General features: G+C 65.6%; 20 protein-coding genes. 15 read left to right on the forward strand and 5 right to left on the reverse strand.

Going from position 1 to position 25,487, the window contains the following annotated elements; translation table 11 throughout:
- The first annotated feature begins 159 nt into the window (after positions 1 to 159).
- The 9 genes from AC1DSJ_RS28780 to AC1DSJ_RS28820 all read left to right on the forward strand — a co-directional run bounded on the left by AC1DSJ_RS28780 (position 160) and on the right by AC1DSJ_RS28820 (position 11,011).
- Complete coding sequence (locus AC1DSJ_RS28780) at positions 160 to 795, forward strand: DMP19 family protein (RefSeq protein WP_441372675.1); 636 nt, start codon at positions 160 to 162, stop codon at positions 793 to 795.
- A 260-nt stretch (positions 796 to 1,055) separates the two neighbouring features.
- Complete coding sequence (locus AC1DSJ_RS28785; protein WP_156336569.1) at positions 1,056 to 1,937, forward strand: prohibitin family protein; 882 nt, start codon at positions 1,056 to 1,058, stop codon at positions 1,935 to 1,937.
- A 261-nt stretch (positions 1,938 to 2,198) separates the two neighbouring features.
- Positions 2,199 to 2,441: a hypothetical protein gene (locus AC1DSJ_RS28790; RefSeq protein ID WP_054422718.1), complete on the forward strand. Its 243-nt coding sequence runs from the start codon at positions 2,199 to 2,201 to the stop codon at positions 2,439 to 2,441.
- A gap of 93 nt (positions 2,442 to 2,534) precedes the next feature.
- Positions 2,535 to 3,038 carry an RNA polymerase sigma factor gene (locus AC1DSJ_RS28795; RefSeq protein WP_175170118.1) on the forward strand — a complete coding sequence of 168 codons (504 nt, stop codon included), beginning with the start codon at positions 2,535 to 2,537 and terminating at the stop codon, positions 3,036 to 3,038.
- Complete coding sequence (locus tag AC1DSJ_RS28800) at positions 3,035 to 4,111, forward strand: FecR family protein (protein WP_441372674.1); 1,077 nt, start codon at positions 3,035 to 3,037, stop codon at positions 4,109 to 4,111. The genes AC1DSJ_RS28795 and AC1DSJ_RS28800 overlap by 4 nt, the downstream gene beginning before the upstream one ends.
- Before the next feature lie 185 nt (positions 4,112 to 4,296).
- Positions 4,297 to 6,648, forward strand: coding sequence for a ferric-rhodotorulic acid/ferric-coprogen receptor FhuE (gene fhuE / locus AC1DSJ_RS28805; protein ID WP_175170296.1), 2,352 nt, complete (start codon positions 4,297 to 4,299; stop codon positions 6,646 to 6,648).
- A gap of 182 nt (positions 6,649 to 6,830) precedes the next feature.
- A complete protein-coding gene (locus AC1DSJ_RS28810) occupies positions 6,831 to 7,340 on the forward strand; it encodes a sigma-70 family RNA polymerase sigma factor (RefSeq protein WP_175170116.1) in 510 nt (169 codons plus the stop codon).
- Positions 7,337 to 8,356, forward strand: coding sequence for a FecR domain-containing protein (locus AC1DSJ_RS28815; RefSeq protein ID WP_346551222.1), 1,020 nt, complete (start codon positions 7,337 to 7,339; stop codon positions 8,354 to 8,356). The genes AC1DSJ_RS28810 and AC1DSJ_RS28815 overlap by 4 nt, the downstream gene beginning before the upstream one ends.
- A 141-nt stretch (positions 8,357 to 8,497) precedes the next feature.
- Positions 8,498 to 11,011, forward strand: coding sequence for a TonB-dependent siderophore receptor (locus AC1DSJ_RS28820; RefSeq protein ID WP_441372673.1), 2,514 nt, complete (start codon positions 8,498 to 8,500; stop codon positions 11,009 to 11,011).
- A gap of 111 nt (positions 11,012 to 11,122) precedes the next feature.
- On the opposite strand, the gene AC1DSJ_RS28825 is transcribed toward AC1DSJ_RS28820, so the two are convergent.
- The gene (locus tag AC1DSJ_RS28825; protein ID WP_346551218.1) at positions 11,123 to 12,772 is read right to left on the reverse strand and encodes an ATP-binding protein; all 1,650 of its coding nucleotides are present in this window, start codon (positions 12,770 to 12,772) and stop codon (positions 11,123 to 11,125) included.
- Positions 12,773 to 12,912: 140 nt separating this feature from the next.
- On the opposite strand from AC1DSJ_RS28825, the gene AC1DSJ_RS28830 reads away from it, so the two are divergent.
- From AC1DSJ_RS28830 to AC1DSJ_RS28840, 3 genes are all read left to right on the forward strand, one after another.
- The gene (locus AC1DSJ_RS28830; RefSeq protein WP_175170114.1) at positions 12,913 to 13,434 is read left to right on the forward strand and encodes a sigma-70 family RNA polymerase sigma factor; all 522 of its coding nucleotides are present in this window, start codon (positions 12,913 to 12,915) and stop codon (positions 13,432 to 13,434) included.
- A complete protein-coding gene (locus AC1DSJ_RS28835; protein WP_441372672.1) occupies positions 13,431 to 14,402 on the forward strand; it encodes a FecR domain-containing protein in 972 nt (323 codons plus the stop codon). The genes AC1DSJ_RS28830 and AC1DSJ_RS28835 overlap by 4 nt, the downstream gene beginning before the upstream one ends.
- A gap of 96 nt (positions 14,403 to 14,498) precedes the next feature.
- A complete protein-coding gene (locus AC1DSJ_RS28840) occupies positions 14,499 to 17,045 on the forward strand; it encodes a TonB-dependent siderophore receptor (RefSeq protein WP_441372671.1) in 2,547 nt (848 codons plus the stop codon).
- Here the strand turns inward: AC1DSJ_RS28840 and AC1DSJ_RS28845 are convergent, their stop codons facing one another.
- Genes AC1DSJ_RS28845 through acnA form a run of 3 tightly spaced genes read right to left on the reverse strand, consistent with a single transcriptional unit; the run spans position 17,046 to position 21,659 of the window.
- On the reverse strand, positions 17,046 to 18,101 hold the full coding sequence (locus AC1DSJ_RS28845; RefSeq protein ID WP_441372670.1) for a lactonase family protein: 1,056 nt from the start codon (positions 18,099 to 18,101) through the stop codon (positions 17,046 to 17,048).
- Between the two features lie 4 nt (positions 18,102 to 18,105).
- Positions 18,106 to 19,002 carry a GntR family transcriptional regulator gene (locus tag AC1DSJ_RS28850; RefSeq protein ID WP_441372669.1) on the reverse strand — a complete coding sequence of 299 codons (897 nt, stop codon included), beginning with the start codon at positions 19,000 to 19,002 and terminating at the stop codon, positions 18,106 to 18,108.
- The gene (gene acnA, locus AC1DSJ_RS28855; protein WP_441372668.1) at positions 18,999 to 21,659 is read right to left on the reverse strand and encodes an aconitate hydratase AcnA; all 2,661 of its coding nucleotides are present in this window, start codon (positions 21,657 to 21,659) and stop codon (positions 18,999 to 19,001) included. Before acnA ends, AC1DSJ_RS28850 begins: the two co-directional genes overlap by 4 nt.
- A 201-nt stretch (positions 21,660 to 21,860) precedes the next feature.
- Between acnA and AC1DSJ_RS28860 the strand changes: the two genes are divergently transcribed.
- Complete coding sequence (locus AC1DSJ_RS28860) at positions 21,861 to 22,805, forward strand: Bug family tripartite tricarboxylate transporter substrate binding protein (protein ID WP_441372667.1); 945 nt, start codon at positions 21,861 to 21,863, stop codon at positions 22,803 to 22,805.
- Positions 22,806 to 22,818: 13 nt separating this feature from the next.
- On the opposite strand, the gene AC1DSJ_RS28865 is transcribed toward AC1DSJ_RS28860, so the two are convergent.
- Positions 22,819 to 23,415 carry a TetR/AcrR family transcriptional regulator gene (locus AC1DSJ_RS28865; protein WP_346551204.1) on the reverse strand — a complete coding sequence of 199 codons (597 nt, stop codon included), beginning with the start codon at positions 23,413 to 23,415 and terminating at the stop codon, positions 22,819 to 22,821.
- Between the two features lie 110 nt (positions 23,416 to 23,525).
- Between AC1DSJ_RS28865 and AC1DSJ_RS28870 the strand changes: the two genes are divergently transcribed.
- Positions 23,526 to 24,581: a sugar phosphate isomerase/epimerase family protein gene (locus AC1DSJ_RS28870; protein WP_441372666.1), complete on the forward strand. Its 1,056-nt coding sequence runs from the start codon at positions 23,526 to 23,528 to the stop codon at positions 24,579 to 24,581.
- 16 nt (positions 24,582 to 24,597) lie between these two features.
- Positions 24,598 to 25,482: an alpha/beta fold hydrolase gene (locus tag AC1DSJ_RS28875; RefSeq protein ID WP_441372665.1), complete on the forward strand. Its 885-nt coding sequence runs from the start codon at positions 24,598 to 24,600 to the stop codon at positions 25,480 to 25,482.
- Positions 25,483 to 25,487: the final 5 nt, after the last annotated feature.

The following is a 25,487-nucleotide window of genomic DNA, read 5'->3' on the forward strand; positions in this document are numbered from 1 at the left end:
TTCAGCGCCGGCGCCATGCCGGCGGGCGAAACTTGACGGTAGCAGATCAAAGAAGGGCGATGACGTAACAGTCTGCGGCCTGATGCGAGCAAAGCGTGCGCCTCGACAGCGGGGCCGCCTTCCGGTACTTTCGCGGGCGTTCCCATGCCGGCCCTTCCCATGCAAACCCCTGATTACCGCATCCACACCATCACGCTGACGCCCACGCATCTGCAATTGACCCTGGCTAATGGCCAGACCTTGTCAGAGCCCATCCAGCGCTACATCCGCCTTGAGAAAGCCACGCCCGCCGAACGCGAGCAATGGCAGTTGGTGGATGACGGCCATGGCGTGGTGTGGCCCGCGCTGTGGGAACCGTCGCCCCAGGGCATGCTGAATGTGCTCGACATCTTATGGGACCAGCGCTATGAAAAAGCGATGGCCGCGTTGCAGGCGGCCGACTGGAAGCTCGACCGCCTGCCCTTGATCGAGCAGGAGCTGGTGGCGCTGTGGCGCATGGAAGCCGACATCAACAATGGCGGCTTCATGCAGTTTCTGTGCAACTGGGGCGACCCGACGTGCCAACTGGCGTTGCAGGCATTAACGAAGATCGGCGCCACGCATATGCTGGCCGTGCTGTCACGCATGCGCGGGCTGATCGACCGCTTTGAAGCCTCGCCCGACGTCATCGAATTGAACGATATCTACGGCGCCATGACCGAGGCGGAGCAAGAGGAAATGGAGACGTTGGACCACGCGTTTTGGGACTATCCCGACGCCTTGTCGCGCCTGGGGTTGCGGCATTACGGAGCCTGAAAACAGCGCTTTTTGCATGCCTCGCAACGTTCGGAAAAGTCTGGCAACAATGGTGGCGTTTTCAATGCGGATTCCGTCCCGATCACGGGATAGAATCCGGTGCTTCTTTCCCGGGGGGGACTCGCGATGCGTTATTTCCTGATCTTGGTGGGGGCGGCCGTGGTCGCCTATTTGCTCGCTCGTGGCATCGCGGCCGTGTTCTCGGACCGTAAACGTACAAAATCAGACAGGGACTCAAAGTGAAGCCGACAGACATCCAGATGGTCAAGACGATCGGCGCGGTCAAACCGCGCAACGTGAAGGTCGCCATTGTGGCCGTCATTCTGTTTTTCCTGATCTTGTTCATGGCGTTCGGTTCGTGGTTCCAGGTGGACCAGGGCGAACGCGGCGTGGTGCTGCGCAATGGCAAGCTCGTGCGCGTGTCGGACCCGGGCCTGGATTTCAAGACGCCCTTCATCGATGACGTGCGCACGGTGTCGGTGCGCGACCACACGTTTGTGTTCGAAAAGCTCGAAGCCTATAGCTATGACCAACAGCCCGCGCACCTGCGCGTGTCGGTCACGTACCGCGTGCCGCCGGAGCACGTGGCCGAGCTCTATTCGGAATACGGCACCATCGACAATCTGCAAATGCGCGTGCTGGAACGCAAGACGCCCGACGCCGTGAAGAACGTGTTCGGCCAGTACACCGCCGTGCGCGCCATTCAGGAACGCCAGAAGCTGGGCCTGGATGTGAACAGCGCGGTGCTCAAGGCCATGGACGGCGCGCCCGTGCAAGTGGTGGGCGTGCAGATCGAAGAAGTGGGTTTCTCGCAAGCCTATGAGCATTCGATTGAACAGCGCATGCTGGCCCAGGTGCAGATTGAAACCACGCGCCAGCAAAAAGAAACGGCGATGATCACCGCCGAGATCCAGGTGGTGAAGGCGAAGGCCGAAGCCGATGCGCGCCGCCAGCAATTCACGGCTGAAGCCGATGGCATCCGCATGCGCGGTGAAGCCGAAGCAGCTTCGATTCGCGCCAAGGCCGAAGCGCTGGCCGCCAACACCAATCTGGTGAGCCTGAACGCCGTTGAGAAGTGGGACGGCGTGCTGCCAGCCACGCAAGTGCCGGGCGCCGCGCTGCCGTTCATCGGCATCAAGTAAGCCATTCGCGCAGACGGGACCTGGTCCCGTCTTGCCGCATCCCTATCTGCCCGCCGTTGCTTTCCCGCTGCTTTTGCCTTGCTTTCCCGGCCTGATTCGCGCCCGGCGCGATCACCCTAGGGATTTCCCTCTGTCAAGAATCGCAAAGCGGGAGCATGGTGAATGCATAAGCACACGGAGCACGCTTTACGATCAAGCAGCGCCGGACCATATCGCGGGGCTGGCGCGCTTGCCAATAAGCTTCAGCATAGGGAGACATGGATGTCTCAGTTGGATTGGACGTCTGGCGATACCGCGCCGGATCGGCAGGGCTACTACGAAACACGCTTCGATACGGGACGCACGGCCATCACGCTATACAGCGTGCTGGGCTGGATGCCGGTGAAGACGCCCGGCAACATGGTGGGATGGCGGCCGTTGCCGCCCGCGGCCGAGAGGGAAGAGGCCGAGCGCCATATCCAGGAACTGCGCGCGGCGCAGAGCCATATCCCGATGGATTACTAGCCGGACCCACCGGGGCTGGAAAACAGCAGTTGCGATAATGAGAATTATTTGTAAAATTCGCAACCCTGTCCTTTCGCGCCCTCCGTCCGGAACATGTCCCGCTCTTCCTCGCCTCGCAGTGGCTGGCTCGCCTATTACGACGAGCTGGTGGGCGTATGGAGCCGCCGCACGGGCAACCGGCACGACGCCGAAGACGCCGCGCATGACGCCGTTGAACGCCTGCTGAAGGCGGACGCCAGCGTGGCGCTCAAGGCGCGCGGCTACTTGTTCCAGGCGGCCGGGCATCGCTTGATTGACCGCTGGCGGCGGCAGGACCGCGCCGAACACGTGCCGCTGGACGAGCTGAACGACGCCGATCAATTGATCGTGGATGACCCCGATGCGCCGGTACGCGCGGCGCGGCTGGCCGACGACCTGGCCAAAGTCCTGGCAGAATTGCCCCCCAAGTGCCGCGAGGCCTTTGTGCTGAACCGCATCGAAGGCTGGACGCAGGCCGAGGTGGCGGTGCATATGGGCCTGTCCAAAAATATGATCGAGCGCTACGTCATGCGCGCCATTGAACATGTGCGCGACCGGCTGCGTGAATACACTCCATGACGATGTCTTCCTTCAACGACCGCGATGATCCGCGCGACCCCGCCACCGCCGCGTGGTGGTTTGCGCGCTGGCATTCGGGCGAACTGACGCGCCGCGACCGGCGCGCGTTTGCCCGGTGGCGTCGCGACCATCCCGAGCGCGCGCGTGAGTTCGACCGCATGCAGCAGTTGGGGGCGGCGGCTGCCGGTTTGCCGCGCGATCAGGTCGAATCTTTGCTGGGTGGCCCGGTGCCGGCGCGGCCGGGGTTGCGGTCGGGCTGGCGATCGGGGGTTCGCGAGGGGTTGCGCGCAGGCGTCAGGCGCAGCCAGCGTCAGTTCGCCCTGCGCGCCGCGTTCGCCTGTGCGGGCTTGGCCGCCGTGGCGTTAGGCGTGTGGTGGAGCCTGCCGGTGGAAGCGCCAACCTTTACCGCCGCGATCAGCACCGAGCGGGGTGAACGCCGCCAACTGACCTTGCCCGACGGCTCCGTGCTGGACATCAATGGCGGCACGCAGGCGCGGGTCTTGCTGTACGCCGCCCGCCGCGACGTGGTGCTGGACAGCGGCGAAATCAACTTTACCGTCAGCCCCGATGCGGCGCGCCCCTTCATTGTTGATGCCGGCAGCGGCGTGGTGCGCGTGACGGGCACGGTGTTCGACGTGCGCCGCGATGCGAATCATGTGGCGGTGCTGGTGGAGTCTGGCACCGTGCAGGTGTCGGGCGGGCATTGGTGGAACCTGGGCCACGCGGTGCTGCGCGCGGGGCATGGCATCCGCGTGCCGGGCAGCGGGGCGATCGGCGTGCCGGCGCCCGCCGATGTGCAAACCGCCACCGCCTGGCGCGACGGCCGCGTGGTGTTCAAGAACGCCACGCTGACGGACGTCGTGTCCGAGATGAACCGCTATCTGGCCACGCCGCTGCGCCTGGCTGATGACAAGGCCGGCCGCTTGCGGGTGTCGGCCTCCTTTACGCTGGACCGCCCCGAAGCGCTGGTGGACGCCTTGCCGTCGATTGCCCCGGTGCGCCTGACGCCGCACCCTGGCGGCCCGATCGACATCCAGCGGCGTCAGGACGACCCCAGCGCTGTTACAAAATAAATGAAAATGAGATTCAGGTTTATCTGCGTTTGAAGCGTTCTACGAAGGAAGGCCCTGGCGCCGTATGTGATTGATTGGCCCGCGCCGCTCCCAACGTCGAACCCAAACAGCAGGTAGTTGTGACTCTCTCAGCAGACAAGACCCCCCAGGCGGTGACCCGCCGCGCCAGCGCAGCCCCGCGCTTCATGCTCTCTTCGCTGGCGTTGGCGCTAGCGTGCGCCTTGAGCGCGGCGCCCGATGCGGCCATTGCGCAAAGCGCTGCCGTGTCGATCAACATCGGCGCGCAGCCGCTGGGCGATGCGCTGATGCAATGGGCGGCGCAGACCAAGGTGCGCGTCTTCTATGCGCCCGACGTGGTCGCGGGCTTGAGCACGCGCGGCCTGAGCGGCAGCCTGGCCCCCGAGGAAGCCTTGCGCGGCCTGCTGCAAGGCACGGGCGTGGCGTACCGCTGGCAGGGCGACAGCATCATCCTGACGCGCGACGGCGGCGTCACCAGCCTGGCGCCCGTGACGGTGCTGGGCAATTCCGATCCGTCGGTGACCGAAGGCACGGGCTCGTACACCACGCCCGCGTCGTCGGCGGCCACCGGGCTGACGCTGTCGCTGCGCGAAACGCCGCAGTCGGTCAGCGTGGTGACGCGCCAGCGCATCGAAGACCAGAACCTGCGTTCGCTCGACGAAGTGATGGGCAACGTGGTGGGCGTGCAGGTGGTCAGTGAAGACTCGGACCGCACCGACTTCTGGTCGCGCGGCTTCTATATCGACAGCCTGCAATACGACGGCGTGCCCACCACCATTGGCCTGTCGATGTATGGCGAGTCGGACAACGATTCCTTCATCTACGACCGCATCGAAGTCGTGCGCGGCGCAACGGGCCTGATGACCGGCGCAGGCAACCCCGGCGCGTCGATCAACCTGGTGCGCAAACACGCCAACAGCAAGACCTTCACGGGCTCGGTCAGCGCGGGCTTTGGCTCGTGGAATCAGTACCGCGGCACGGTCGATATGTCGACGCCGTTAAACGAGGAAGGCACGGTGCGCGCGCGCATGGTGGCGCTGTACCAGGGCCGCGATTCCTACATCGACCTGTATCACGCCAACAAGAAAGTGTTCTACGGCGTGATCGACGCCGACCTGACGCCGAACACGCGGCTGAGCGTGGGTGCAGACTACCAAGACAAGCGCCCGCGCGGGTCCACCTGGGGCAGCTTGCCTGTGGTGTTCAGCGACGGCACGCAGACGGACTGGCGCCGGTCAAAGACCACAGCGGCCGACTGGACCTATTGGCACACCACCAACCAGACGATGTTCGCCACGCTGTCGCACCGCTTTGAAAACGATTGGGAAGTGAAGGCCGACTGGTCGCAACGCAAGAGCAAGTACGACGCCAAGCTCTTGTACCTGTACGGCGCGCTGGACCGCGAAACCGGCACGGGCCTGCGCGCGCTGCCGGGCTACTGGAATTCGTACGCGCAGCAAACGTCGCTGGACCTTCAGGTGAAGGGCCCGTTCAATCTGCTGGGCCGTAAGCACGAAGTGGTGGTGGGCGCGATGCGCAGCCGCTACGGCGAAGACTTCTACCGCTACGGTTTCGATAGCTCCACACTGGCCAGCACCGGCAACTTCTACCAATGGGACGGCTCGTTCGCGCAGCCCACATGGACGGCCTCTACGCTGCGCGACACGGTCACGCATCAAACGGGCACCTATGGCGCGGTGCGCTGGTCGCTGACGGATAACCTCACGGCGATCACGGGCGGCCGGTACGCCACGTGGAAGTCCAAGTCGGACACGCGCGACCAGAAAGACTCGCAGTTCATTCCCTACGCGGGCGTGGTCTACGACATCAACGACACGTACTCCACCTACGTCAGCTACACCGACATCTTCCAGCCGCAAGACAACCGCGACCGCAACGGCACGTACCTGGACCCGGTGCAAGGCAAGAACTATGAAATCGGCGTAAAGGGCGAATACCTGGACGGCAGGTTGAACACGTCCATCGCGCTGTTCAAGGTCAAACAGAGCAAGGTCGCGGTGCTGGATGGCGATGCGCTGGTGCCCGGCTCGTTCGAACAGGCCTACACCACCGCCGATGGCGTCACGACCAAAGGCGTCGAGCTGGAAGTGAGCGGGCAGTTGGCGCCGGGCTGGAACGCCTACGCGGGCGGCACGTACTACACCAGCCGCGATGCCGACGGCGTGTCGGTCAACACCGAGCGCCCGCGCGCCATGGCCAAGCTGTTCACCACTTACCGCTTGCCGGGCGACTGGAACAAGCTGACCGTGGGCGGCGGCGTGAACTGGCAGATCTCGACGTACAGCGAAGTCAGCGCGGCCGGCGGCACCGTCACCGCCAAGCAAAAGGCCTACGCCATCTACAACCTGATGGCGCGCTACGACTTCAACTCGACCTTGTCCGCGCAGGTGAACTTGAACAACCTGTTCGACAAGAAGTACTACCTGGGCGGCGTGGCCAACCAGGTCTACTACGGCGAACCCCGCAGCGTATTTGTGAACCTGACCGCGAAGTTCTGACGATGCGCGGGGCGGCGTGATTCGGGGCCGGATCACGCCGCCGTCAGCGGGAGGGGGCGGGCGTCAGGCGGCTACGGCGGGCAGGAAAGCCTGCCCTTGAAAACGATTCGAAGATATCTATAATTGCGAATCATTTTCATTTTGTTTGAGCATCTGGCGGCGACGCCGGGGGCGCACCCGCCATGTCTTCTCCTTCCTACGCCCCGCATGCCGAGGTGCAAACCGTCTATCAGGCGCATCACCAGTGGCTGCGCGGCATGCTGCAACGCAAGCTGGGTAATGCGTCCGATGCGGCTGACGTGGCGCACGACACGTTCGAACGGCTGATCCGCGCCAATGTGCGCGAACCGCTCGCCGAACCGCGCGCCTATCTGCGCACCATCGCCACGCGCCTCCTGATAGGCCGCGCCCGCCGCGCCGCGCTGGAAACCGCCTATGCGGAATCCCTGGCGTTGCAACCGGTGGCGGTGGAACCTTCTGTTGAAGCGCGCGCCTTGATCCTGGAAGCGCTGGAGCAAGTCTGCGAATTGCTCGACAGCCTGCCCATGACCAGCCGCCGCATCTTCCTGATGGCGCAGGTAGATGGCATGTCTTATGCCGAAATCGGCGAGCAATTGGGCCTGACACCGAACGCGGTGCAGAAGTCGCTGGCGCGCGCGCTGGTGCATTGCTACACGGCGGTGTACGGGTGAGCCACGGTTTGATGGAAGGCGCCAAGCTGCTGCGCCCACATGCGCCGGAAGCCGGCCGGATTGATCCCAAGATCGTGCGTCAGGCGGCCGACTGGTGGGCGCGTTTGCGCGAAGATGCCAGCGACGACGACCGCGCAAATTTCGAACGCTGGCGGCACGCGCAGCCGGCGCATGAACTGGCCTGGCTGCGGCTGGTGGCGTTGACGCGCGATGTGGATGCGGGCGTGGCCGAAGCGGGCCAAGACGTCGCGGGCCGCACCTTGCGGCAGGCGCCGCTGATCCAGTCGCGCCGCAACGCCATCCGCTGGATGGTGTCGGCGGCCGGTCTGGGCTTGGGCGCCTGGGCGGTGGGCGAACGCGGCACGATCCGCCGCCTGTCGGCCGACTTGCGCACGGGCACCGGCGAACGGCGGGCGTTGACCTTGCCAGACGGCACGCGGCTGGAACTGAACACAGCCAGCGCCGTTGACTTTCGCTACACCGCCAGCCAGCGCGAAGTGGTGCTGCGCGAAGGTGAAATTCTTGTCACTACCGCGCAAGACCGGCAGGGCCGGCCCTTCACGGTGCGCACGCGCAGCGGCATCCTGACGCCGGTGGGCACGCGGTTTGTGGTGCGGGATCTGGACGACGGCCGCGCCGTGCGCGTGGCGGTGCTGGAAGGCGCGGTGGATGTGCGGGGCCTGGACGCCGCCGATGCGCTCCGGCGCGTGCGGGCCGGCGAGCAGGCCGACTACTCGGCGGCAGGCGGCTTTGCGTTGCAAGCGCTGGAGCCCGCCACGTCCGCGTGGATCACCGGCATGTTGATCGCCAATGAAATGCCGCTGGCGGAGTTCCTGCAAGACCTCTCGCGCTATCGGCCGGGCCGGCTGAGCTGTTCGGACGAGGCGGGGGCGTTGCGCGTGGTGGGCGCGTTCCCATTGGCGGACAGCGACAAGGTGCTGGCCATGCTGCAAGACGTGCTGCCCGTGCGTGTGCGCCAAATCACCCGCTATTGGGTGCGGGTGGGCCTGGCCTGACCCGGCGGCCCCGCCCGCAAGCAATGAATGTGTAACCGAAACGGCGGAACTCCCGATCTCGCGCTTCATGTAAGGAAAGCAGTCCGGATGCCTCCCACCACCCGAGCCTGCGCCCCTCCTTCTTGAGCCAGGAATCCCTTGATGTCTTCTCGCCCTGTACGCGCGGCGTCGCTTGCCCGCCTGCCTTCATCGCCTGTCCGTTTTTTGCCTGTCCGCATGTTGCCTGCCCGCATGTCGCCGCGCACCCGGTTGAGCATTGCGCTGCATCTGGCGCTGCCCGCCGTTGTGCTGGCGGCGCCGTGGCCGTCCGCCGTGCACGCGCAGGCAGCCGGGGCGCTTCGGCAATCGGTGAGCTTCAACATTCCGGCCGGCCCGCTCAGCGCCGCGCTGGGCGCGTTTGGTGTGCAGGCGGGCGTCATGGTGGCGTCCGACCCGGCGTTGACGGCCAACGCGCGCACCGAAGGCGTGTCGGGCACGTATGCGGTGGACGCGGCGCTTGAACGTTTGCTGGTCGGCACCGGCCTGCAAGCCGTGGCGCGGCCCGATGGCGGGTATCGCTTGCGGCAAGCGTCCACGCCGGGCCAGGCGGCCACGCTGGCGCCCGTGACGGTGACGGGCAGCTACAACGCCACCACTGATGGCACGGGTTCGTACACGACGCCCGCCGTCACCATTGGCAAGAGCACGCAGGCGCTGAAAGACATTCCGCAGTCGATCACCGTGTTGACGCGCCAGCGCATGGACGACCAGATCATGACGAGCCTGCCGGACGCCGTGAACAACACGGCCGGCATGGTGGGCGTGCAGGGCGTGGGGCCGGGGGTGGCGATCAATGCGCGCGGCTTCCCGGTGGACCTGCTGCAATACGACGGCGTGGCCTTGCTGCGCAACAGCTACAGCCTGGGCAACTGGGAGCAGGACTCGCTGGTGTTCTATGACCGCGTGGAAATCCTGCGCGGCGCGGCCGGCCTGCTGCAAGGCGCGGGCAGCCCTGGCGGCGCAATCAACCTGGTGCGCAAGCGCGGCGGCGCGGAACCGTCGGTAGTGCTGTCGGGCAAGGCCGGTTCGTGGGACCACTACGGTTTGACGCTGGATGCGGGCGGCCCGCTGAACGCGGCGGGCACCTTGCGCGGCCGCGTCGTGGTGGACGAAGACCAAAGCCATTCCTTCGTCGACTACGTCTGGGACAAGACGCGCAACCTGTACGCCGCGCTGGACTTTGACGTTACCGAAGACACGACGGTGGGCATCGGCATCAGCAACCGGTACAGCCGCTCGCGTCCGATGTTCGTGGGCTATCCGCGCTATGCGGATGGCGGCGACATCGACCTGCCGCGCTCCACCTTCACCGGCTCCACCTGGAACCGCGCGAAGAACGATCAGACCATCTTCAACGCCGACGTCACCCATCGCTTTAACGACGCGTGGCGCTTCAAGCTGGCCGGCGTGGCCATGAACGAAAAGAACACGACGGTGCACCAGCGCGTGGCCGGAGAAGTGGAACCGGACGGCAGTGGTTTGTCGTACGGCAATTTCGGGGTGGACTTCAACAGCAAGCAGCGCGGGCTGGACATGTCGGTAAACGGCAACTTCACCGCGCTGGGCATGCAGCAGGAAGTGGTGCTGGGCGCCAACTATTCGAAGCTGACCACGAACGACCGCTTCACGCGGGCGTGGGAAGACGGTGGCAACATCTTCGACCTGGATCACCATCGCCCCTGGCAGGACATCGATTCCATCGCCGCCGCCAGCGGCTATGACTCGCGCAGCAGCTACGACATCCGCCAGAAGGGCATCTACGGCACGTGGCGCGTCAAGCCCACCGAGTCCCTGGCGCTGATCGCGGGCGGCCGCGTCGGCTGGTTCGACTACACCTACACCGGCGGCGGCAGCTCCACGACGTCCAGCACGTCGGGCAAGTTCATTCCCTACGCCGGCATCGTGTATGCGCTGACCGATAACTGGTCCGCCTACACCAGCTACACCACCGTGTTTGAGCCGCAGACCGAACGCAGCCTGGACGGCAGCCTGCTCAAGCCCATCGAAGGCAACAACTACGAAGTCGGCATCAAGGGTGAGCTGGCCGATGGCCGCATCAACACGATGCTGGCGCTGTTCCGCTACGACCACAAGAACCGTGCGGTCAACGACTACGCCGCCGGCTTTGCGTGCGACGGCTGGTACTGCTCACGCGCATCGGGCAAGGTGCGCAGCCAGGGCGTGGAAGCCGAAGTGTCGGGTGAAGTGGTCAAGGGCCTGGAGCTGTACGCGGGCTACACCTACAACACCACCAAGTATCTGAGCGACCCCGACAACCAGGGCAAGGTCTTCAACACCTGGACGCCCAAGCACATGCTTCGCCTGTGGGCCAACTACAAGTTGCCGGGCATGATGAACCGCCTGAGCGTGGGCGCGGGCGTCAACACGCAGACCGACACGATCAGCTCGGACCGCGAGTTCAAGCTGGCGGGCTTCACGATCTGGAATGCGCGCGTGGGCTATCAGGCTACGCCGGAACTGAGCATCGGCCTGAACGTCAACAACGTGTTCGACAAAAAGTACTACGTGCCGTCCTACAACACGTTGAGCAGCAATAACTACTACGGCCAGCCGCGCAACTTCATGCTGACGTTCCGCTACGCGCCGAAGCTGTGAACGCGGTGGCCGCCGCAGGGGTGCAGACGCCGACGCAGACGCCGACGCAGAGGCAAACGCAGAGGCAAACGCAGAGGCAAACGCAGACGCAGCCGTGACCCTGCGGACGGGTCAGGCGGGGATCAGCGCGTGCACCTGGCGCGCCAGCTCGTCCAGAGAGAAAGGCTTGGGCAGCGTCGGCGCGCCGGGCTCGTCGCCTGCGCGGGCGCCCGATCCGGTGATGAAGAGCACCTTCAGATCCGGACGCAGCATGCGCCCCGCGTCGGCGACCTGGCGGCCGTCCATGCCACCGGGCAGGCCAATGTCGCAAATCAGCAGATGGATCGGGGCGGGCGCGGATAGCAGGCGCAGCGCGCTGGCCCCATCCACGGCGCTTAAGACGATGTAGCCCAGTTCGCTCAACGTTTCGCTGACGACGGCCATCACCGCCACATCGTCTTCCGCCACCAGCACCGTCAAGCCGGATGCGGCGCGCGGAGTTTGGCGTGGTACGCCGGGCTCGATGGGCGCTAACGCGGATTCCCCCCGCGGAAAGTACAGGCTCATCGCCGTTCCCATGCCCGGGCGCGACGTCACCTGCACCTGGCCGCCCGATTGCCGTACGAATCCGTAGAGCAATGACAGGCCCAGCCCGGTGCCTTGCCCCGCCGACTTGGTGGTGAAGAAGGGTTCGAAAATACGATCCACGGTCTGCGGCGTCATGCCGCAACCCGTGTCCGTCACGGTCAGGCGCAGATAGTCGCCCGCCGGCAGCCCGCGCTCGTGCGCCTGGGCGTCGGCCAGCGTGACCTTGGCGGTTTCGATGCCCAGCCTGCCTTGGCCGGCCATCGCGTCACGCGCGTTCAGGCACAGGTTGAGCAGCGCGTTTTCAACCTGATGGGGGTCGACCCAAGCGGGCCATAGGTTGGGCTCGCAGTCCAGGTCGACGATGATGCGCGGGCCGACGCTTCGGCGCACCAGATCGTCCATGCCGCGCACCAGCTGATTGATGTCCACCGCCTGGGGATTCAGCGGCTGGTTGCGCGCAAACACCAGCAGGCGCTGCGTCAGCGCCGCGGCGCGGTCGGTATTGCGCCGGGCGGTGTCGATGTGCCGTTCCAGTTCCCCCAGCCGGTGCTGGGACAGCCGCAGGTTTAGCAGCTCAAGGCTGCCGGCGATTCCCATCAGCAGGTTGTTGAAGTCGTGCGCCAGCCCGCCCGCCAGCTGCCCGATGGCTTCCATTTTCTGGCTCTGCCGCAGGTTGTCTTCGGTCTGGCGAAGCGCTTCGGCCTGCGCGCGTTCGGCCAGGATGCGCGACGTGGTTTCAATGACGGTGTCGATCATGCCGACCACGACGCCATGCTCGTCGCGCACGGGGCTGTAGCAGAACGTGAAGGTGGCTTCCTCGGCCTGGCCCGACCGCTGGAGGACCAGCGAATAGTCTTCGATGAACGTCGCTTCGCCCGCGAAAGCGCGGTCGGCGATGGGGCCGATCATGGGCCACGCTTCGCTCCAGACGTCGCTGAAGGGCCGGCCCAACGCCTCGGGTTTCGTACCGAGAATGGGCCTGAACGCGTCGTTGTACAGCGTGATCAGTTCCTTGCCCCAGACCAGGCAACAGGGGAAGCGGGACGACAGCACCATACCGGCCGCTACGCGCAAGGCGCTGGACCATTCGGCGATTGGCCCAAGCGGCGTACAGGCCCAATCAAAGGTGGCGACCCGGCGTCCCATCTCGCCGCCGCCAGCGAGAAAGGAAAGCTCCGAGGATTCGTTCTGCATGACGTCATCAAGGCGGGAAAGGGGGCACTGATTTTATCCGAGCGCGGTTCGCAAAGGGGCGCGGAGCGTGGATAGGCGCTAGGCCGTCGATCATATAAAATAAAAATCGTTCCCATTTACAAATACCCGCTTGGTGCGCCGTGTCTCCGCCCGACTCCTCCCTGCCCGCCGAAACCGTCACGACGCTCTATCGTGACCACCATGGCTGGCTGTCGACCTGGCTGCGCAAGAAATTGGGCAATTCGTTCGACGCCGCCGACCTGGCCCACGACACCTTTGTGCGCCTGATGACCGGCCGCCGCAAGGCCGGCGCGGGCGCCGAGCCGCGCGCGCTGCTGACCCATATTGCGAAAGGCCTGGTGGTGGACCATTGGCGCCGCCGCGCGGTGGAAGACGCCTATCTGGCCGTCGTTTCCCAACTGCCCGCGCCCGAGGCGCCGTCGCCCGAAGTCCGGGCGCTGATCCTTGAAACGCTGCACGCCATTGACGCGACCTTGCGCACCTTGCCCGCCAAGACCCGCGAGATTTTTCTGCTGTCGCAATTCGACGGCATGGCCTATGCCGACATCGCGGCGCATCAACGCGTGTCGCTGGCTACCGTCAAGCGCCACATGCAGAAGGCGCTGACCGCTTGCCTGATCGCCTATCAGGTGCATGCATGAGCGGCGTCATTGACCCGGCGATCCTGGAAGAAGCGGCGGGCTGGCTCGTGCGCTTCCAGTCCGAAACCCTGTCCGCGTCCGACCAAGCGGCGTTTGAGAGATGGCGGCATCGCAGCGCCGCACATGGCGCCGCCTGGCAGCGCGTGGAAGCCATGCTGCGCGGCTTCGGGCAGGTGCCGCCCGGCATTGGCCGCGATACCTTGCGCCGGCTGGACCGCCCGGGCCGCCGGCAAGCCATGCGTGCGCTGGGGGCGTTGCTGGTGCTGGGGCCGGCGGGCTGGCTGGGATGGCGCGCGCTGCCGTGGCGTGAATGGGCGGCGGACGTGCGCACGGCCACCGGGCAACAGCGCCACCTGGCGCTGGCCGACGGCACGCGGCTGGTGTTGAACACGGCCAGCGCGGTCGACATTCAATTCACCCCCGAGCAGCGCGTGCTGTGGCTGCGCGCAGGAGAAATCCTGTTGACGACAGGCAACGACCCGTCGCCCACCTATCGCCCCTTCATCGTGCGCACCACGCAAGGCACCATCCGCGCGCTGGGCACGCGCTTCATGGTGCGCGACGAGAGCGCCAGCATACGCGTGGCGGTGTTTGACGGCGCGGTAGAGATTCGCCCGCAGGACGCGGGCGCTGCGGCGGTTGTGCTGCCGGCCGGGCAGCAGACGGTGTTCAACGCGCACGCCGTGGAGCCGCAGGCGGCGGTGGACGCGGGCGCGGCGTCGTGGGAGCAAGGCATGCTGGCCGTGCGCAACGGGCGGCTGGCCGACCTGGTGGACGAGTTGGCGCGGTATCGCCGGGGCGTCTTGCGTTGCGATCCGGCGGTGGCCGACCTGCGCGTATCGGGCGCGTTCCCGCTGGCCGACATCGATGGCAGCCTGCGCCTGCTGGAAAAAACGCTGCCGGTGCGGATCAGCCGGGTCACGCCGTTCTGGACGACGGTGGCGCCACGCGCCGCCGTTACACATTAATTGCCCACTGGCTGATACTTTTTTTCGCTTCGTCCGGTGTACCGGGTGAATCGTCGCAACACGCGAGTCACCCCGTCATCAACGAAGGATCGTTTCATGGTTTCCCGACTTTCCCATTTGCCGCGCCTGCCCCGTAGCAAGGCCGTTCTGTCGCCGCTGGCGGCGATGACCCAGGCCACCGGAATGGGGCTGATACTGCTGGCGGTGGCAGGCGCGCCAGCGACGGCGGAGGCGGCGAAGCCGGCAGCCGATGCATCGGCTGCCGACGCTGCGGCGGCCGGTGCTGCGGCAGCCGGTGCGACAGCCGGTGCTGCGGCGGATGCGCCATCGGCTGCGGCTCGCCAGACATACACCATTGCCGGTGGCCCGCTGGGTGACGTGCTGGCGCAGTTTGCAGCCGCGGCCGGCGTGCCGCTGTCGTTCGACCCGGCGCTGGTGGCGGGGCGACACAGCGCGGGCTTGTCGGGCGCCTACACCGTGCGCGAAGGCTTCGCGCGCCTCTTGGCCGGGTCGGGCTACGCCTTGGCCGAGCAGGGCGCGGGCGCATATTCGCTGCGCAAACTGCCGGCAGACGAGGGCGATGCCGCGACCCTGCTGCCCAGCATCACCGTGGCGGGCGCGGGGGTCAGCCCGTCGGCATTGCCTTCTGAATACGCAGGCGGCCAGGTCGCGCGCGGCGGCCGTCTGGGCCTGCTGGGTAATCGCGACGTCATGGACACGCCGTTCAACATCACCAGCTACACGTCGGAATTGCTGGCGAACCGCCAGGCCGTGACCTTGGCCGACGCGTTGAACGCCGAACCCTCGGTGCGCTTTACCGGCCAGATCGGCGGCGTGACCGATTCGTTCTACATCCGCGGCTTTCCCATCGGCGAAGGCAATCTGGGCGAAATCGCGTTTGACGGCGTGTACGGCGTGGCGCCGAACTATCACGTCTTCACCGACTACATCGAACGCGTCGAAGTGCTGAAGGGGCCGGCGGCATTGCTCTACGGCATGTCGCCCAACAGCGGCGTGGGCGGTGTCATCAACATGGTGCCCAAGCGTTCGCTGCCGCAAGACCTGACGCGCCTGTCCGCCGACTACGTGGGCGATTCGCAATTCGGCGGACGCGTTGACCTGAGCCGCCGTTTTGGCAACGACGGCGAATGGGGCGTGCGAGTGAACGGCATGCATCGCCAAGGCGACACGCCGCTGGACAACCTGTATTCCCGCACCGACATCGGCGCCTTGTCGCTGGACTATCAGGGCGAGCGCCTGCGCGCATCGCTGGACCTGCTGGTGCAGAACGAAAAGGTGGATGCGCCGACTCGGCCGTTCCTGGTGGCATCCGGCATCGACGTGCCACGCGCGGCCGATGGCCGCCGCAACGCAACGCAGGCGTGGGGCTGGTGGAAGTCCGAAGGCGAATCGGCGCTGCTGCGCGTGGAATACGACATCAGTGACCGCCTGACCGTATTCGCCGATGCGGGCGGATCGGACACCAGGGTGTCGCGCCTGTCAGACCAGACGCCCACCATCGTCAACAGCGCGGGCGATACGGTGGTCACGCCCAATAACTTCCGCTTCCAGGTGAACCGCAGCACCTATAACGCAGGCCTGCGCGCCAAGCTGGACACGGGGCCGGTGCGTCACGCCATCAGCTTCATGGGCAGCATGTATAGCGACCGCAACCTGCAAGCCAGCGTGTCCGGCACGCCGCTCACGTCCAACATCTATCACCCCATTGCGCGCCCCGAGCAGAACATTCCGGCGCCGGCCAATGTGCCCAAGGTGTCGTCGTCGGACCTGTCCGGCCTGGCGCTGGCGGACACGATGAGCATTCTGGATGAACGCGCGCAGCTGACTGTGGGCGTGCGCCAGCAACGCATCGAGTCGCGCAACTTCAACGCCACGACCGGCGTGCGCACGGTCAGCTATGACGAAAGCGCGACCACGCCGCTGGCGGGGCTGGTCATCAAGCCGTGGAGCAATGTGTCGCTGTACGCGAACTACATCGAAGGCCTGAGCAAGGGTGACGTGGCCCCGGCAACCGCGACCAACGCGGGCCAGGTGTTCAAGCCCTACAAGGCCAAGCAGAAGGAAGTGGGCATCAAGGTAGACCTGGACGACGCGATGCTGACGTTCAGCGCCTTTGAAATCACCAAGCCCAGCGGCCAGCTGACCAACGGCGTGTACGGCGCCGACAGCGAACAGCGCAACCGCGGCCTGGAATTGAACCTGTCTGGCGAACCCGTGCGCGGGCTGCGCTTGCTGGGCGGCGTGACGTATCTGAACGCCGAACTCACGCGCACCAACAACGCCGCCACCGTCGGCAACCAGCCGGTGGGCGTGCCGAAGTTCTCGGCCAATCTCGGCGCGGAATGGGACACGCCGTGGGTGGCAGGCCTGACGCTGACGGGCGGCATGATGTACACCGGCCGCGAATACGTGAACCAGGCCAACACGCAATCAGTGCCGTCGTGGACGACGTTTGATGTGGGCGCACGCTACGCCACCAAGATCCAGGGCAAGGACGTGACTTTCCGCGCGAATGTGGTCAACGTGACCAACCGCGCGTACTGGTCCGGCGTGGCGTCGTATGGCACGGTATCGCAGGGCGTACCGCGCACGCTGATGCTGTCGGCGTCGATGGATTTTTGATCAGGCGCGGCGGCGGGCGAACACCATGCAGACGGGGCTGCCCACGCGCAGTTCATAGCCGTCGCGCATCAACGTGCCGTCTTGCGCATTGACGCGAAAGCGCACGAGCGTGTCGCTGTCTTCGTTCAACGCGAACAGGAATCGGCCGTCAGGCGATAGCGTGAAAAAGCGTGGGGTCTTGCCGCCGCTGGCGGCGTGTTGCACCGGCGTCAGGCGGCCGCTGACGGGGTCTACGCCGAACACCGCGATGCTGTCATCGCCCCGGTTCGACACATACAGGTGGCGGCCATGCGCGTCCGTCGTGATGCCGGCTGCGCGGCTGTTGCCCGTGCAGGTGTCGGGCAGCGTCGGCAGCACCTGGAACGGGCGCAGCACATCATCTTGCAGCGTGTACGCGGCCACGGTGTTGTCCAGCTCATTGACCACATACAACCAGCGGCCGGCCGGATGAAACACCGCATGGCGCGGACCTGCGCCTTCGCGCGTGCCGGCCACGCTGACGGGTTCTGCGCCCGCCCCATGCGCGTTTAGCGCAAAGAGAAACACGCGGTCCAAGCCCTTGTCCGGCACCACCACATAGCGGCCCGACGGGTCCACCAGGTTGTAGTGCGGCTTGGCGAAAGGTTGCTCCTTGCGGTGCGGGCCGGGTTCGCCTGTCATGGGCAAGGCTTGTGTGACGGGGCCGAGCGCGCCGTCGGCGGCAACGGGCAGCACGGCGAGCGTGCCGGTCAGGTGGTTGGATACCATCAGATAGCGGCCCGACGGCGCCAGCGCCAGATGCACCGGGTTGCGGCCTTCGCACGGCTGCTGATGCCACGGCGTCAATGCGCCGCTGTGCGTGTCGCGATGCAAGGCGCTGACTTCATGGCTGTCGCCATGCACGGTGTACAGCACGGGCAGCGTGGGATGCGGCAACAGGTACGACGGGTTCAGCAAGCCGCCGACGACTTGCGTCAAGGTCAGCGCGCCGGTGTCGGGCGCGTAGTTGAAAACGCTGATGCCATCCCCGCGGGCATGGCGTTCGCGGGTGGTGCGCGAACCGATATAGACGTGCATGACGCTAGCCTTTCAGGATGCCGCTGATGCGGACCAGGTTATCCAGCGTGCTGCGCAGATGGCGGGACAGCGCGGCGGCCGCGTCCTCGTTGCGTTCACGTTCCAGCAAATCCAGAATGGCCAGGTGCTGGTCGCAATGCTGGCGGTAGCGGCTGCGGTCTTGCATGGAGCGGTACGACAGCAGCCGGCGCACGCGGTTCACGCGCTTGATCGTGTCGATGAAAAACGGGTTGCCCGAGGCCACCACCAGCGATTCATGAAACCGCACGCCGCGATCGTGCAGCTGGTCGGCCGTGTCGGTGGCAATGCCGCCATCCAGCAAGTGTTTTTCTGCTGCGCGGCAACGTTCGATCACGCTCTTTTCAATACGAAAAGTCGGCTCCAGCAAGGCGGCAGGTTCCAGCGCCAGGCGCAGCCGGTACGACTGCAACAGGCTGTCGGGCGTGGTCATCATCGATGAGAATTCCCAGCCATACCCTGGGCGGCGCTGCGCCCAGCCTTCCTGCGAAATGCGCGCCAGCAAGGCCTGCGTCTGCGCATGGGTCAAGGCATAGCGCACACGCAACTGGGCCTCGCTGCATTGCATGGGCAGTTCCCCCCGCAGCAATTCATCGGCCAGCTTGAAATAGCTTTGCGTGACGATGTCGTCCACGGACGGCGCGGCCAGTTCGGCCGGCGCGCCGGGCAGGGCGTCGAAATCCTGTTGCAGAAAATAGCCGCGGTTGGGTTTGCGCGCCACAATGCCGTGCTGCTCCAGAATGCCCAGCGCATCGTTGACGGGCGAGCGCGACAGCCGCAAGCGGTCTGCCAGCTTTTGCGCAGTCAGGTGCGCGCCTTCTGGCAGGCGGTCTTGCCGGATCAGTTCCAGAATTTTGGTGACGGTATTGGTTTGCGCGTTCATGGGGTCGTGGCCGGCCGGAGGGAATCCGATAGGATAGCGGGAATGACGCCGCCCATCCGCAACAGGCGAACCTCAAGCTGGGTCTCGACGGCGGCAGTGGCTTGCAAGGTCTCCACCGTGCCCTCCGCGCGCAAAATTCGCACCGCGACAGGCAGGCGCGGCGCCATCGTCGCGGCCGGGGCGTCGATCTCGATGCGGTCGCCCGACTGTACGTTGAGCGTGTCGGGCGTCACGCCTTCGGGCAGGCGCAACGGCAAGATGCCCATGCCGATCAGGTTCGACCGATGGATGCGTTCGAAGCTCACCGCCAGCACGGCGCGTATGCCCAGCAGCCGTTGGCCCTTGGCGGCCCAGTCACGCGACGACCCCGTGCCAAAGCGCGCGCCGGCCAGCAAGACGACCGGCTGCGCGTCCTGCCGATAGTGCTCGGCGGCTTCCCAGATGGGTTCGACGCGGCCGCTGGGCGCATGCCGGGTGTGGCCCACGGGCGCGTCCGGGCACAGCAGATTCTTCAGGCTCTTGCTGTAGAACGCGGCGCGCATCATCACTTCCCAATTGCCCCGGCGCGATGCGAACACATTCAGATCGTTGCGGTCGTCGCCACGCGCGACGAGGAAGTCGGCGATAAGACTGTCCGGCGCAATGGCGCTGGCGGGCGACAGGTGATCCGTCGTGACGTCGTCGCCCAGCACCAGCAGCGGATGCGCCACGTAATGGCCCAGTTGGCTGCCGGCATCCGTGGATGCAAATGGCGGACGGCGCAGCGCGGTCGAAGCCGGGTCCCACGGAAAGCGCGGCGTGTCCGGTGATTGCAGGGCTTGCCATGCCGGATTCGCGCTGGCGATCTTGAACGCGGCGCGGAAGTCGCCGGGCTGCAAGCCTTGCGTCAGCGCAGCGGTGATGTCGGCGTCATCCGGCCACAGGTCGCGCAGGTAAACGGGCTGGCCGCCGGCGTTGATTTGGACGGGCTCGTGGCTCAGGTCGCGCTCGGCATCGCCTGCCAAGGCGAACGCGATGACCAGCGGCGGCGACATCAAAAAGCCCAGGTCCAGGTCGGGATGAATGCGGCCCGTGAAATTGCGATTGCCCGACAGCACGGCCACCGGATGAATCGCGCCTGCCTCCATGGCGGCGCGCACCGGCGCGGGCAAGGGGCCGGAGTTGCCGATGCAGGTGGTGCAGCCGTAGCCCACGATGTCAAAGCCGACGGCGGCCAAGTCGTCGAGCAGACCGGCGCGGGCCAGGTAGTCGGCCGCCGCGGGCGAGCCGGGGCCGAGCGACGTCTTGACCCAGGCCGGCACACGCAAGCCCGCCTGCCGGGCCTTGCGGGCCAGGAGGCCGGCGGCCATCAGCAGGCGCGGGTCGGACGTGTTGGTGCAACTGGTGATGGCGGCGATGGCGACGGGGTGGCGCGGCAGCCCGGGCGTGGATTGCCCGGCGGGCGTGAAGTTCAACGCCGCCAGGATCGCCTTGGTGTCGGCGTAAGGGTGCAGGTCTTGCGGGCGCTTGGGGCCGGCGACATGCATCCGCACCTGATCCAGCGCAATCTCGATGACGCGGGTGTAGCGCGGCGATGCGTCCGGGTCCAGCGCAATGCCGATGCGTTTGGCATACGCGCCAATGCGCGCGATATGGGATTCGCTTCGGCCCGTTTGGCGCAGGTACGCCAGCGTTTCGCCGTCGATGGGAAAGTAGCCGGTGGTGGCGCCGTATTCGGGCGCCATGTTCGCCACCACGCAGCGGCTGCCGGCCGATAGCGTGCTGACGCCGGGGCCGAAGAATTCCACGAACTCGCCCGACACCCCGATGGCGCGCAGCCGTTGCGTGACGGTCAGCGCCAGATCGGTCGCCGTGACGCCGGGGGCCAGCGCGCCGGTCAGCCGCACGCCGATCACTTCGGGAATGCGCAGCAGGGTGGGCATGCCGAACATCACCGTCTGCGCTTCCAGCCCGCCCACGCCCCAGCCCAGCACGCCAATGCCGTTGATCATGGGGGTGTGGCTGTCGGTGCCGATCATCATGTCGGGATGCAGCGCGCCATTGCCGTCATCACAGACCACCGTGGCCAGCTGCTCCAGGTTGATGGTGTGCATGATGCCGGTGCCGGGCGGATGAATGCGCACATTGGACAGGGCCTTGGACGCCCAGCGCAGAAAGCGGTAGCGCTCGGCGTTGCGGCGCAATTCCAGGTCCAGGTTCAGCGTGGCCGCGTCGGGCTGCGCATACGCCTCGACGGCCAGGGAATGGTCTACCGATACATCCACCGGCAGCACGGGGTTGAGGACGGCGGGGTCCATGCCGGCCTCGGCCAACGCGTCGCGCATCGCGGCGATGTCGACCAGCGCGGGCGTGCTGGTGGTGTCGTGCATCAGCACGCGGCCGGGTTGGAAGGCGATCTCGGCGTCACTGGTGCCGTGATCCAGCCATGCAAACAGCGCGGCGACGGCGGCGTCGCGTTCGTCTCCCTGCATGTTGCGCAGCGCGTTTTCCAGCAGCAGGCGCAGCACGACGGGCAGGCGAAAGTAATCGACGCCGAACAGCGTGGGCAGATCGATGAAGGTGTAGCGGGCGTCCTTGAAAGCATCGCCGTCCAGCGTCAAAACGGTCTGGGGCAGAGGCTGAAACGCGGGGCGCAGGCCAGCATTGGTGTTTTCCATAGCTGCCAGTTTTGCATATTGAATCTATAAAATGCAATTAAGTAAAAACCCGGCTGTCATTCGAACAGGCCGCACAGGAGACAAACCATGCCCCAGATCCGACCCCGCACTCGGCCTCTTTTTTCGTCTCTTTTTCCGCCCCTTCTGCGGCCTCGTAGTCGATCCCTTCTTCGGCCCCTGGCCGCCGCCGCGGCGCTGTCCTTGGCGGCGCTTGGGGCCTTGTCGCCCGCCCATGCCGCTGACGCTGGACGCCCCGTTACGCTCATCGTGCCCTTTGCCGCCGGCGGCGGCGTGGACGGCATGGGCCGCTTGCTGGCCGAACGCTTGCGTGCCGACATGCCGCAAGGCGTGGTCGTTGAAAACAAGCCCGGCGCCAGCGGCATGCTGGGCGCGCAGGCGGTGCTGCGGTCAGCGCGCGACGGCACGACGCTGCTGCTGGGTTCAGCCGGCGAAACCGCCATCAATCCGCTCGTCTTCAAGGGGAAAATGCAGTACCAGCCGGACAAGGACCTGGTGCCGATAGCGCTGATTGCCCGCGTGCCGAACGTGCTGGTCGCCAACCCCAAACTGCCGGTGGCCAACGTGGAGCAACTGGTGGCCTATGGGCGCGCGCATCCCGACAAGCTGACGTACGCGACCAGCGGCGTGGGCAATCCGCAGCATCTGAACGGCGAATTGCTGCAATCGCTGGCGGGAATCAAGATGGTGCATGTGCCGTACAAGGGGGCCTCGGCGCAGTTGGTGGACGTGGCCTCGGGCAGCGTTGACCTGACGTTTGTGAGCCTGGCGGGCGCGTTGCCCTTCATCCAGAGCGGCAAGGTCAAACCCTTGGCGGTCACGTCGGCCAAGCGCGCGTCATTCGCGCCCGACATCCCCGCCATCGCCGAAACCGCAGGGCTGAAGGACTATGCGCTGGAAAACTGGTTTGGCGTCTTCGTCGCCGCCGGCACGCCGCCTGCCGCGCAGCAAAAGCTGGCCGACGCCATCAACCGCGCCTTGCGCGACGAGAAGTTCGTGGCCAGCATTCGCGACCTGGGCGGGGAAGTGCAGCCGATGAGCCAGGCAGAGTTCAGCGCGTTCATCAAGGCGCAGACGGGGGTGTTTGCGAAAGTGGTGGCCGACGGCCACATCACGGCCGAGAACTGAAAACACTGCGCGCTTAGCGCAACACGGCATCCAGTGCGCTGAGCGCGGGGGGAATCATCGCCAACAGGCGCGCCTTGCCTACGCCGTCGCGGGCCTGCACCGACAGGCCGTGCAACACGACGGCGTAGTAGTCGCCCAAGGCCTGGACATCAGTGCCGGGCTTGAGTTCTCCCTGTTGCAGGGCGGTGTCCAAGCGGTCAATGATGCCTTGCGTGCGGGCTTTGCGATGCGTGGTCAGCCAGGCCATCACGTCTTCATTTTCGGCGGCGTAGTTGGTGGCGGCGCTGACCACCATGCATCCTTGGGGCCGGCCGCGGCGGGTGTAGGTCAATACCGCGTCGGTCAACAATTTCTCGATGGCGGCTCGCACATCCGCCGGCGCTTCCAGCGCCACTTCCGCGAACGATCCGTCGCCCGCTTCATAGCGCGCCACCGCTTCGCGAAACAGTTCCTGCTTGGACCCAAAGGCCGCATATAGCCGCGCCGAGGCCAGGCCCGTGGCCGCCACCAGGTCCGCCATCGACGTGCCTTCGTATCCCTGTTTCCAGAACGCCAGCATGGCCTGCTGAAGTGCGAGGTCGCGGTCGAATTCCCTGGGTCTGCCTGCCATCACGGTCTCGGTGAAATGAACTGCACGCAGTGTAACGCCGGCCCGCGCATTTGCATCGCCGCAATTTATCGCCTATTCTTTGTCGATCGACAAACAATTAAGGAATCGATGTGAAGACGATCAAAGGACCCAGCCTGCATCTTGCGCAATTCAGCGACGCCGTCGCGCCGTTCAACAGCCTGCCGGCCATTGCCGAATGGGCGGCGGGCGTGGGCTTCAAGGCGTTGCAGATTCCCGCATGGGACAAGCGCTTTTTCGACGCCGGCACCGCGGCCGTCAGCCAGGACTACTGTGATGAGATCGTGGGCACGCTGGCCGCGCACGGCCTGGTCATCAGCGAGCTGACCACGCACATCTTCGGCCAGTTGCTGGCCGTGCATCCGGCGTATGACGCCATGGCCGACAACTTTGCGCCCGTTGAGGCTCGCGGCAATGCGCAGGCCAGAACGGCGTGGGCCCGGCAAGGCCTGTTGAATTCGGCGCGCGCCTCCAAGCGCCTGGGGCTGACGGAAATGGGCACGTTCTCGGGTTCGCTGGCGTGGCCTTATCTGTTCCCGTTTCCGCAGCGTCCCGAAGGGCTGATCGAGACCGCCTTTGATGAACTGGCCAAGCGTTGGCTGCCGGTGCTGAACGCGTGCGATGAGCAGGGCGTGAACCTGTGCTTTGAGATCCACCCCAGCGAAGACCTGCATGACGGCGTTACGTTCGAGATGTTCCACGAACGCGTTGGCGGGCACGCGCGTTGCGCCATTCTGTTCGATCCCAGCCACTTCGTTTTGCAGCAGTTGAACTACCTGGAGTATCTGGACATCTACAAGGACCACATTCGCATGTTCCATGTGAAGGATGCCGAATTCAATCCGACGGGCCGCCAAGGCATCTATGGCGGTTATCAATCGTGGATCAACCGTGCCGGCCGCTTCCGTTCGCTGGGCGATGGGCAGGTGGACTTCAAGTCAATCTTCTCAAAACTCGCCCAACACGATTACGCGGGCTGGGCCACGCTGGAGTGGGAGTGCTGCTTGAAAGACCAGGAAACCGGTGCGCGCGAAGGCGTGGAGTTCATCAATCGGCACATCATTCCGGTGACATCCAAAGTGTTCGACGACTTTGCGGGCGCCGCCATCGACAAGCAACAAATTCACGCCCTGCTGGGCATGGCGTAGGCGAAACGAGTTCATCATGACGCATCAAATCAGCGCTTTTTTTACGGCCGCCGACGCGGTATCGCATCAGTATGTGCAGGTGGATGGCAAGCGCATCCATTGCGCGGTCATGGGCGAAGGGCCGCCCGTGCTGCTTGTTCCCGGCTGGCCGCAAACCTGGTTCACATGGCGCCACATCATGAAGTCGCTGGCGCAGGCCGGCTACACCGCCATCGCCGTGGACCCGCCCGGCACGGGGGATTCCGACCGCCCCGCGCACGGTTATGACACCGGCGCCGTCGCCCGCGTGCTGCACTGCCTGATGGGGCAACTTGGGCACCCGGTTTATCAGGTCATCGGCCACGACATCGGCATGTGGGTGGCCTATGCGATGGCCAGCGATTATCCCGACGCCATCCGCCGGCTGGTGCTGACCGAGGCCGTGATTCCCGGCCTGGCGCCAGCCCCCCCGATATTCGTGCCGCCCGAGGACAACATCTTCTTGTGGCACTTCCTGTTCAACCAGCTGCATGATCTGCCGGAGGCGCTGATCACCGGACGCGAGCGCGTCTACTTGAGCTTTATGTTCGACAAGTGGTCGCATCGCCGCGACCGCGTAGCGGCCGACGTCTATATCGACGCGTATTCCTCGCCGGGTGCATTGCGCGCGGGCTTTGCCTATTACCGCGCCATTCCGGAGACCATCCGCCAGAACCTGGAACGGTCCAAAACGCCTTTGTGCATGCCCACGCTGGCCATCGGCGCGGAACACGCCACGCGCGATGCGCCGCTGGTCACAATGCGCGATAACGCGAGCGATCTCACCGGCGTGATCATTCCCGACTGCGGCCACTTCGTGACCGAGGAATGCCACGAGGCGTTCTCCGAACACGTGCTGGCATTTTTGTCGCCGCAGGGGTGAAAGCG

Source organism: Achromobacter sp. 01N37 (assembly GCF_056399725.1).